This is a genomic window from Maribacter orientalis, from assembly GCF_900109345.1.
GTDB lineage: Bacteria > Bacteroidota > Bacteroidia > Flavobacteriales > Flavobacteriaceae > Maribacter > Maribacter orientalis.
Window position 1 is genome coordinate 128042 of record NZ_FNZN01000004.1, and the last position, 11617, is coordinate 139658.

Here is an 11617-nt window from a genome sequence, read left to right on the forward strand (position 1 = left end):
CTCAAAATAACCCTGGTTGAATTCCGCCCTTTACACGACCGAGATGTTTATAAGCAAGCTCAGTTACTTCACGCCCACGAGGCGTTCGCATTATAAAACCTTGTTGTATTAAAAACGGTTCATACACTTCCTCAATGGTTTCTGAACTTTCAGATACTGCTGTAGCTAATGTAGAAATTCCGACTGGGCCTCCTTTAAATTTATCGATAATTGTAGTCAAAATTTTATTATCCATCTCATCTAAACCATGAGCATCAACATTTAAAGCTTTAAGACTGAACTTTGAAATTTCCATATCGATGGAGCCATTACCTTTAATTTCAGCAAAATCTCGAACTCTTCTTAGTAATGCGTTACAAATTCTAGGTGTACCTCTACTTCTTCCTGCAATTTCAATTGCTGCATCTTGGGTAATTGGAACACGTAATATTTCGGCACTACGTTCAACAATTGTAGAAAGCAATTCTGTTGAATAATATTGCAATCTACTTTGAATACCGAACCTAGCCCGCATTGGTGCAGTTAATAAGCCCGAGCGGGTAGTTGCTCCAATCAACGTAAACGGATTTAAATTAATTTGAACAGAGCGGGCATTAGGCCCAGTTTCAATCATTATATCAATTCTAAAATCTTCCATAGCTGAATATAAATATTCTTCAACTATAGGGCTTAATCTATGTATTTCGTCTATGAACAATACATCGCGTTCATCTAAATTGGTTAGCAATCCTGCTAAATCACCAGGTTTATCTAAAACAGGACCTGAAGTAATTTTTATTCCTACTCCCAATTCATTAGCCAAGATATTGGCCAAAGTGGTTTTTCCTAATCCTGGAGGGCCATGAAACAAGGTATGGTCAAGGGCTTCACCTCTTCTATTGGCAGCTTCAACAAAGACCTTAAGATTTTCAAGCACCTGTTCTTGACCTGTAAAATCGTCAAAATTAATTGGGCGTAATGCTCTTTCAATATCCAATTCCTCATTTGAGAAACCTTCAGCAGATGGGTCTAAATGCTCATTCATATACTCACAAAGATATACAAACACAATATAACTTCTTTGGTAGGTAGTTTTCTAAATTTAATTTAACAAATAGACATACAGCGCATTATATACTCATTAGAATTAGGCATAAAAATTGTAAATTCATAGTATGACAAAAGAAAATTATACCGCAGAAGTTCTTCAATATATTGCCATATTTTATATTATCTGGTCTGACGACCTATTATCAGCATCTGAAATTAATGTCGTTGAAAATGCTATAACAGAGGACATCTCTTTAACCCAAAGTGATAAAAAACAACTACGTAATTGGTTGGATAAAAAAAATCCGCCTAAAAATCAATTATTCAAATCTTGGAAACAAATCATCACTAACAGCGGTGTAAAATTAGTAGAGTATGAGACCTATCCTTTAACAGCATTTAGCCAGAAAGTTGCTTCGCATTATCATAACGGAATTGCATTGAATGACCATATTAAAAAAATAGAAGTTAATCTTGGTATTCAACCGAATCATTACAACCATTTATTCGATGTTCATATCGATGTAGATAAAAACTCGGCTCAATATTCTGCTATAGAAATTGATAGAATTTTAAAAGGAAATCATGCGGAGGTAGTCGATAATTTTAGACAAATTTTAAAAGACCCCATATTTTCTTGGAAGATACGCAGAAATAAAGAAGAGTTCAGAAATCATGTTTTAAAGCAAGTAGAATTTTTAGCAGATAAGGGTTATGGCGCTATGGCCTACCCTGAAACCTATGGTGGTAAAAGCGACATGGAAGGTTACGCTTCAATTTTCGAAAACATGATGTTCGTTGATGGGAGTTTGGCAATAAAATTTGGTGTTCAATTCGGGCTTTTTGGAGGTAGTATTCAAAAATTAGGAACTAAAAAACATCACGATAAGTACCTTACCGATGCTGGTTCTGCTAATCTCTTAGGGTGTTTTGCAATGACAGAAACAGGTCATGGTTCTAATGTACGAGGAATAAAGACCACAGCAACATACGACCACACTACAGAAACACTGGTTATTCATACTCCCGGGAAAAATGACAATAAAGAATATATCGGTAATGCATTGCATTCTAAAATGGCTTCTGTTTTCGCCCAACTAATCGTTAATGGAAAAAATGAAGGAGTTCATGCAATTTTAGTTCCACTAAGAAATGAAAACCATGAATTACTACCAGGAATAGAAGTTGAAGATAATGGCTACAAACTAGGTCTAAACGGTGTTGATAATGGAAAAATATGGTTTAATCAGGTTTCAGTGCCTAAAGTAAATTTGTTAAATAAATATGGAACAATTCTCGGTAATGGAAATTATTATTCGGAAATAAAAAATCCGAATAAAAGGTTTTTTACCATGTTAGGCACCTTAGTAGGTGGAAGGATTTGCGTTGCCAGAGCTGGTCTAGGAGGTGCGAAATTCGCACTTACCGTAGCTATAAAACACGCATTGAAAAGAAGACAGTTTAATGATAGTGTTAAAATTCAAGAAGATTTATTGATGGATTATCCATCGCATCAATTGCGATTAACACCTTTAGTCGCAAGTGCTTATGTCTATCACATTACCTTAGATAAAATGATGAAGGTTTATTGTGATGAGTCTCAACCCGACAAAAGACAAGTAGAAACACAAGTAGCAGGATTAAAATCTATTATTACATGGTATGCAAATAACACTATTCAAGAATGCAGAGAAGCCTGTGGCGGCAAAGGGTATTTGTTAGAGAACCGTATTGCAGATCTAAAAGGCGATGTTGACATTTTTACCACATTTGAAGGGGACAATAATGTTCTGTTGCAATTAGCAGCTAAGGGAGTGCTTTCTGACTTTAAAGCAGAATTCAATAGCGCAGGCTTTTCAACGGTACTAAAATTATTGAGTTCACAAATAAGCGATAAACTATCAAACGTAAACCCACTATACACCAACAAAACGGATAAAGACCATTTGTACAATGCTAAGTTTCATATACATGCTTTTGAACATAGAACACGAAGATTGACCTATACTATAGCCATGAGAATTAGAGGTTATATTAAAAAAGGAATTCCTTCTTACCAAGCCTTTCTTAAAGTACAGACTCACTTAATAACACTTGGCAAAGCATATAGCGTAGAACTTGCATACAAATCGTTTATAGAGCACAACAGTACTATAACAGATCCTCAACACAAAGCACTATTTGAAAAACTAGGAATACTTTACGCTCTTTATGAAATAAGAAAAGATGCCTCTTGGTATTTAGAACAAGGTTATATTGGTAGCTCCAAATCAAAAGCTATACGACAACGTGTTGAAAGACTCTGTACAGAATTGAGACCACATCTAGATAGCTTAGTAGATGGTTTTGGAATACCTGACCATTGTTTAACCGCACCTATAGCAAACTAGTTATTTTCCTTTTCTAACCTTGATGTATCTAAAAAGTCTGAAATTGTAATCTTCGGATCACCAAAAAGTTTTGTTCTAGAACCTCCTTTAGAACTAAGTTGAAAATTACTTAACACTCTAACTTCAGCATTAGGAGAGTCTTCTGTAATCAAAAGAACATCGTTTGCCTGTAAATCAGACGCTTTCAATGAGCTATTACCATATAATTTGGCCATTAAAAAGTCTGCAGTACCTTCAACCTTAGCTGAAGCATTTTCATACATATATATATGATTATTGGAACCTGTAGTATATAGTTTAACATCAATTCTATCTTTCAAAATTACATTTAGAGAATCGCTTGCCAAATTAAAATCACCTGAACTAATTTCTTCCATTGTAATATCGATAATATCAGCAGTAGCATTTAATTCTAACCTAGAAGTGCCAGATGTTTGAACCTTTAAACGATCTGTTGAAATAACATCTTTCATACTAATCTTTCCATTTAACATCTTTACAGATCTTAATTCTTGGAAGAAAATAGTGATATCAAGCTTTCTTTTAGAGGTAATATTATAGAAAGATGAAATTTTCAAAATACCATTATCCACTTTAAATCTAAGCACATCCAATAAATTATCATCTAGCTCTAAAGCGTATCCTTCTTGAGAAGATTTTTGAAGAACGATATCTAAATCATCAGAAAGTTCTATAGCGGTAAAAGGTTCTAAATCTTCTCTTACCTCAATAACATTTTTATTACCCTTTATTTTTGGTTTTCGTTGAGAATAAGTTTGAAATGAAATAACCGAAACAATTAACAGAAGGGCGAACTTTTTCATAATCTTATTTTTTTTAAAAATGAAGATATTGCTTTTTATGTTATCTAAAAATAACTTAGCAATATCTTAAGGAGTTAGCAAAAAAAAGCCCAACTTATATAAGTTGGGCTTTTTTATTTTTAATTTTTTAATGATTCATTTCCTCTTCATCTTCCTGTAAAGGAATATTTTGTGGGACAAAATCCTGACCTGGAATTATATATTCCCCATTCTCATCAACTTTGCTATAATCGTATGCCCATCTATGAACTTCAGGTATAGCACCAGCCCAGTTACCATGAATATGCTTCTGTTCTGTAGTCCATTCTAACGTATTAGATTTCCAAGGATTTTGTGGTCCAACCTTACCGTAGAAAATACTATAAATAAAGTTCGCAACGAAAACTAATTGTGCCGCAGCTGCAATGATTGCAAACACAGTCATCAATACTTGTATATCTGTTAACTCATCGAACATTGGGAAAGCTGTATTCTCATAATACCTTCTTGGCACACCTGCCATACCGACAAAGTGCATTGGAAAAAATACACCATAAGCACATATAGCGGTTACCCAAAAGTGAACATACCCTAAATTCTTGTTCATCATTTTTCCTTCAAACATTTTAGGGAACCAATGATATACACCAGCAAACAAACCATATAATGCCGAAATACCCATTACTAAGTGAAAGTGAGCAATTACAAAATAGGTATCATGAACATTTATATCTAATGTACTATCTCCTAAAATAATACCCGTTAGACCACCACTAATAAAAGTAGAAACCAAACCGATAGAGAATAACATTGCAGGGTTGAGCTGCAAATTACCCTTCCATAACGTGGTTATATAGTTGAATGCTTTTACCGCAGATGGTATTGCAATCAATAATGTTGTAAATGTAAATACGGAACCTAAGAAAGGATTCATACCTGAGATAAACATATGGTGACCCCAAACTATTGTTGAAAGAAATGCTATAGCAAGTATTGAAGCAACCATGGCACGGTAACCAAAAATTGGTTTACGTGCATTTGTTGACATAACTTCTGATGTAATACCTAATGCAGGTAATAATACAATATATACTTCTGGGTGACCTAAGAACCAAAATAAATGCTCATATAATACTGGTGACCCTCCTTGATAGTGAAGCACCTCTCCTTGAATAAAAATATCTGAAAGGAAAAATGAAGTTCCAAAACTTCTATCCATTATCAACAACAATGCCGCTGATAATAGAACAGGGAAGGAAACTACCCCAATAATAGCTGTTACAAAGAAAGCCCAAATTGTCAAAGGCAATCTAGTCATAGACATGCCTTTAGTTCTAAGGTTAATTACAGTAACGATATAGTTCAAAGAACCTAACAAGGAGGACGCAATGAAAATGGCCATTGAAACTAGCCATAGCGTCATACCCATACCAGAACCAGGTTGAGCCATAGGTAATGCACTTAAAGGTGGATAAATCGTCCAACCAGCTGCTGCAGGGCCAGCCTCAACAAATAATGAAATTACCATTATAACACTAGCAACAAAAAATAACCAAAATGAAACCATGTTAAGGAACCCAGATGCCATATCCCTAGCACCAATTTGAAGTGGTATTAGAAGGTTACTAAATGTACCACTTAAACCCGCGGTTAGTACAAAAAACACCATTATGGTACCATGCATTGTAACCAATGCTAAATACACATCAGCATCCATTACACCACCTGGAGCCCATTTACCAAGAAGAGCTTCAAAAATAGCGAAAGACTCTCCTGGCCAAGCCAATTGCATTCTAAACAATAATGACATTGCAATACCAATAAAACCCATTACCAAAACACCAATAATAAGGTATTGTTTAGCAATCATTTTATGGTCTTGACTAAAGATATACTTTGTTACAAAAGTTTCTTTATGATGATGATGTCCATGATCGTCATGTGCGTGATCATCTACATGTGCATGTGCTGTTGCTGACATAATCGTAATCTTTATTTTATTAATTTTCTTATTATAGCCTTTTTCTATTCGAGTAATACCGAATTACTCCTCCACTTCTACAGATTCTACCATATTGAAAGCGGGTTGAGAATCATCTTTCATAACTGTTTCAGCAAAAGTTGATTGATCTTTCATCCACTTATTATAATCTTCCTCAGATTCAACGATGATTTTCATCTGCATATTATAATGCGATTTTCCACAAATCTTATTACAAAGCAAAATATAATCAAATTCCCATGGATCAATAACTTCTCCAGTACTAGCGGATTTTTCTGCACGAATTTTATTTGTTCTTTTCACTTTATCTACAACATCAGGATTTAATCTCATCTCCTCCGTTGTGTATATAGGTGTAAAAGAAAATTCTGTTATCATACCAGGCACACAATTCATTTGTGCTCTAAAATGAGGCATATAAGCAGAATGTAAAACATCTTGAGAACGCATTTTAAAATTTACTTTTCTACCTACTGGCAAATGAAGTTCCTTTACAATAACATCATCATGAGCATATGAATCTGCTTCATCCAAACCAAGAACATTTGCTTTATCAATATCAATCATTCTTACGTTAGCACCGCCTAAAACATTATCACTACCTCCATATCTAGCCGTCCAGTTAAATTGTTGGGCATATAGCTCGACAATTAAAGGATCATCCTCATCATTGACATCCATAATACTTGTCCAAGTATAAAGACCCCATAAAATAAGACCTGCTAAAACAATTACCGGTATAATGGTCCAGATAAATTCTAAACGATCATTATCAGCATAAAATAATGCCTTTTGACCTTTTTTTCCACTGTACTTATATCCAAAATAGTGTAATAATGCCTGAGTAATAGTTTGTACAATGAAAATGATTACCATAGAAACTAGCATCAAACTATCGTACTCTTCTCCATGAGCTGAACCAGCTTCTGGCAATAAGAATTTACCATATTTCCAAAAACTGAAAATAGTTATTCCGTATATAAACACCAAAAATGCGAATAACATGTAACCGTTATTCTTATTATCGCTATCCGTAGCTATTTGGTGATTCGCAGTTTTAAGCTGAGATAATTCAAAGATTTTAGTCAACTGCCAAATGGCAATCGCTACAAGAACAAGAACAGCTAAAGTCAATAATGTCGTCATCGTATATATAAATGTTATACTTACTTATCTATTAATAATGAAAGTGTCTACTTTCCTCAATAAACGGGTTTCTCTTAGGTTGCAAGGGAGCAGTTGAAAGTGCTCTAAAAATCCAAAATATAAATAATCCTGCAAAAAATAATACTGAACCAATTTCAGGAATTCCAATGTACCAGTTCTTACCAACAGTTGATGGCATAATAGCATTGAATATATCCATATAATGTCCTGCAAGGATTACAATACCTGTCAATATAACGAACCAATTAATTCTTTTATAATCACTATTCATCAATAATAGTACAGGGAACAAAAAGTTCATAGCTACCATACCAAAGAAAGGCAATCTATAATCTGCAATTCTAGTTATATAATATGTTACTTCTTCAGGAATATTCGAGTACCAAATCAACATGAATTGTGAAAACCATAGATATGTCCAGAAAATACTAATACCGAACATAAATTTTGCTAAATCATGAATATGACTATTATTAACGTCTGGCAAATGACCTTTCGATTTCAAGTATATGGTAACCATTGCAATAACAGTAATACCAGACACAAACATACTTGCAAAGATATACCAACCAAATAGCGTACTAAACCAATGTGGCTCAACACTCATTATCCAATCCCAAGACATAATAGATTCTGATATTAAATAAAATACCAAGAAACCTGCAGAAATTCTAAAGTTTAATTTAAAGTTTGAATTATCATCAGACTCATCTTGAGCCAATGACAATTTTCTTGAATATTCTCTATATCCTATCCATCCAGCTAAAAATATCGCGGCTCTAATTAAAAAGAAAGTAGGATTTAAATAACCGGACTTACCTTGTAATAAAGCATCATCTGCTACTACATCAGCATCCATCCAGATGAACAAGTGATTCATATGTAATACCGAAAGTAGAAGTATAACAAAAACAATAATTCCCCCAGGAACCAAATAAGATGTTATTCCTTCCATCACTCTAAAGAGTAATGGCGACCATCCTGCTTGCGCAGCACGTTGTATAGCATAAAAGGCTAAAACACCTAATGATATCATCATAAAAAAGAATGCCGCTACATATAATGCAGCCCATGGCCTATTTTTTAATTGATCTAATAGATGTTGATCATGAGAAGAATCATGTTCTTCACCATGTGTATCAGCAACAGCATGATCATTTTCTTTTGGTGCCTGTGCAGCTTCAGTTTCGTGTGCATCACCATGACCACCGTCATGACTTGCTACCATGGCCTTTGCCTCTGCTATAGTTCCAGGAGCCATAACAAATCCTCCAATGATTCCTAATGCACCTACAATCATTAGAATAATGGAAGCTATTTTAAGTCTATTTGAAAACGTATACATAGTATTGTTTACCTATTATTTGGTTAAATCTTGTTTCAATTGCATTACATATTCCGATACTTGCCACATTTCTTCTGTATTCATTTGAGAAGCGTAAGAGCCCATAGAATTTAATCCATAATGAATTGTGTAATATGTAGATCCTACTGTTAGATTCCTAACAGGATCAGCATAACTTGGAACACCCAATATCTTTTCTCTCTTTACCAAGGTTCCTTTACCATCACCTTTATCACCGTGACATATAGCACAATAAATAGAATATAATTGACCTCCATTAGTTAAATTCTTTTCAACATTCATAGAATCTAATGGGCTTCCTTGCAATCTAGCCAACTCTTTTCCCTCAGGTGAATTTTCAATTTCGTAAGGCAGCCACCCTCTGTTAATAGTATTCGCAGGAGGCAACAAGGCTTCAGATTGATTTGGCAAAAACGCTGCCTCACCATAAGTCTCGTAACCAACTGACTCGTACATATTAGGCATATATTGATAATTACGTGACTTATCATTATGACAAGATGTAACCAATACGACTAAAGCAAATAGTATTGCTATGTTTTTAAAACTGTTCATATTTAATGACTGTTTTTTTCTGATACATTAATTTCAACAGCTCCTGTTTCCATTAATAAATCCTTTAATTCCTGCTCATTATCATGGATCTCAATTTCCATTAAAAAATGGTCATCCGTTGTTCTTACATCAGGATTTTCTGCTTCTTTAAAAGGCCATAATCTACTTCTAAGATAAAAAGTAATAACCATTAAGTGAGCTGCAAAAAACACTGTTAATTCAAACATAATCGGTACAAATGCCGGCATGTTCTCGATATAGCTGAAGCTTGGCTTACCACCAATATCTTGAGGCCAATCTTCAATCATGATATAGTTCATCATAAGAATTGACACCGCCAGACCAACACAACCATACATAAAGGATGTAATTGCAATTCTAGTTGGGGCCAATCCCATTGCCTTATCCAATCCATGTACAGGAAAAGGACAATATACTTCGTCAATATGATGTTTCGCTGCTTTTACCTTTTTAACGGCAAGCATAAGTACATCATCATCGTCGTAAAAAGCATGTATAACTTTAGATGCCATATTTATCTTTTGTTATTTAATAATATAGTTGCCTGACCTGCCCAATCATCTCTCTGAGCTCTACCTGGGAACGAACCTGTAATTGAATCTAACAAGTTATATTCACGCTCTGTCATTCTAGCTACTTGGGCAAATGTGTAAATTCCTAATTTATTCAAGGTTGCTTCCATTTGCGGACCAATACCTTTCACCAATTTCAAGTTATCTGCTTGTTGTGTTGTCGCATCAAATGTACCAACTGCACTTAACAAATCAGATACTCCCACTTTATCATCAACAGGTAGCTTAACCTCACCCATGATAACATCATCAGTAATCGGTTCTTTCACTACAGCCTTTAAGGTTGAAATTTGATATAAAGGCTTACCAGCATCTCTTAGTTTTTTATACTTTTCACCAGAAGCCTTCAAAATAGACTTTACTTCTGCCTGAGCAATAACAGGGAATGTTCTAGCATATAAAAGAAACAGTACAAAGAAGAACCCAATGGTACCAATGAATATACCGATATCTACAAATGTCGGAGAGAACATTGTCCAAGATGATGGCAAGTAATCTCTATGCAAAGAGGTTACGATAATCACAAATCTTTCGAACCACATTCCAATGTTTACAACAATAGAAATAAAGAAAGAGAACATAATACTAGTTCTAAGCTTCTTAAACCACATGAACTGTGGAGAGAATACATTACAAGTCATCATTGACCAATAAGCCCACCAATAAGGTCCGGTAGCTCTATTCAAGAATGCATATTGTTCATATTCAACACCAGAATACCACGCCATGAACAATTCGGTAATGTAGGCACAACCTACAATAGAACCCGTAAGCATGATTACGATGTTCATTAACTCGATATGCTGAATAGTTATATAATTTTCTAAATGACACACCTTTCTCATTATTATCAATAATGTGTTCACCATTGCGAATCCTGAGAAAATAGCACCAGCAACGAAATAAGGTGGAAAGATAGTTGTATGCCATCCTGGTATAACCGAGGTAGCAAAGTCAAAAGATACAATGGTATGTACCGATAATACCAATGGAGTTGCTAAACCAGCAAGTACCAATGAAACCTCTTCGAATCGTTGCCAATCTTTAGCACGACCTGTCCATCCAAAACTTAATAAACTATATATTTTTTTCTGAAAAGGCAAAACAGCCCTATCTCTAATCATTGCGAAATCTGGAAGTAAACCTGTCCACCAGAATACTAAAGATACAGATAGATAAGTTGAGATAGCAAATACATCCCAAAGAAGCGGTGAGTTAAAGTTTACCCATAATGAACCAAACTGGTTTGGTATAGGCAATACCCAATATGCCAACCAAGGACGACCCATGTGAATTATTGGAAAAAGACCAGCTTGAATAACCGAGAAAATGGTCATTGCTTCCGCAGAACGGTTAATTGCCATTCTCCATTTCTGACGGAATAATAAAAGCACCGCTGAAATTAATGTACCGGCATGACCAATACCTACCCACCAAACAAAGTTGGTTATATCCCAAGCCCAGTTAACGGTTTTGTTAAGACCCCATGTACCGATACCGGTAGAGACCGTATAAATTATACAACCTACTCCCCAAAGAAATGCCACTAAGGCAATGGAAAAAACTATCCACCAATGCTTATTTGCTCTTCCTTCTACAGGAGCGGCAATATCCACTGTTACATCGTGGTAGCCTTTGTCTCCAATTACAAGAGGTTTACGTATAGGTGCTTCGTAATGCGACGCCATAGACTTTTGTTATAATTACTTTCT

Annotated in this window: 9 protein-coding genes; 1 reads left to right on the forward strand and 8 read right to left on the reverse strand. The window is 34.9% G+C overall.

The window, feature by feature from the left end:
- Position 1: 1 nt before the first annotated feature.
- On the reverse strand, positions 2–1024 hold the full coding sequence (ruvB, locus tag BMY56_RS10240; protein ID WP_091623579.1) for a Holliday junction branch migration DNA helicase RuvB: 1023 nt from the start codon (positions 1022–1024) through the stop codon (positions 2–4).
- Between the two features lie 130 nt (positions 1025–1154).
- Between ruvB and BMY56_RS10245 the strand changes: the two genes are divergently transcribed.
- Positions 1155–3419, forward strand: a complete 2265-nt coding sequence (locus BMY56_RS10245; protein WP_091623582.1) for an acyl-CoA dehydrogenase family protein — start codon at positions 1155–1157, stop codon at positions 3417–3419.
- On the opposite strand, the gene BMY56_RS10250 is transcribed toward BMY56_RS10245, so the two are convergent.
- The 7 genes from BMY56_RS10250 to nrfD form a co-directional block, all read right to left on the reverse strand.
- Positions 3416–4243: a GIN domain-containing protein gene (locus BMY56_RS10250; protein WP_091623585.1), complete on the reverse strand. Its 828-nt coding sequence runs from the start codon at positions 4241–4243 to the stop codon at positions 3416–3418. The genes BMY56_RS10245 and BMY56_RS10250 overlap by 4 nt on opposite strands.
- A gap of 127 nt (positions 4244–4370) precedes the next feature.
- Positions 4371–6203 carry a cytochrome c oxidase subunit I gene (locus BMY56_RS10255; RefSeq protein WP_091623587.1) on the reverse strand — a complete coding sequence of 611 codons (1833 nt, stop codon included), beginning with the start codon at positions 6201–6203 and terminating at the stop codon, positions 4371–4373.
- A 63-nt stretch (positions 6204–6266) separates the two neighbouring features.
- Positions 6267–7370 carry a cytochrome c oxidase subunit II gene (locus tag BMY56_RS10260; RefSeq protein ID WP_091623590.1) on the reverse strand — a complete coding sequence of 368 codons (1104 nt, stop codon included), beginning with the start codon at positions 7368–7370 and terminating at the stop codon, positions 6267–6269.
- Positions 7371–7401: 31 nt separating this feature from the next.
- A complete protein-coding gene (locus tag BMY56_RS10265) occupies positions 7402–8736 on the reverse strand; it encodes a quinol:cytochrome C oxidoreductase (protein WP_091623593.1) in 1335 nt (444 codons plus the stop codon).
- A 15-nt stretch (positions 8737–8751) separates the two neighbouring features.
- Entirely contained in the window at positions 8752–9312 is a 561-nt protein-coding gene (locus BMY56_RS10270; protein ID WP_177170953.1) for a c-type cytochrome, read from the reverse strand.
- 2 nt (positions 9313–9314) lie between these two features.
- The gene (locus BMY56_RS10275; RefSeq protein WP_079511705.1) at positions 9315–9845 is read right to left on the reverse strand and encodes a DUF3341 domain-containing protein; all 531 of its coding nucleotides are present in this window, start codon (positions 9843–9845) and stop codon (positions 9315–9317) included.
- 2 nt (positions 9846–9847) lie between these two features.
- Complete coding sequence (gene nrfD, locus BMY56_RS10280; protein WP_091623595.1) at positions 9848–11593, reverse strand: NrfD/PsrC family molybdoenzyme membrane anchor subunit; 1746 nt, start codon at positions 11591–11593, stop codon at positions 9848–9850.
- Positions 11594–11617: the final 24 nt, after the last annotated feature.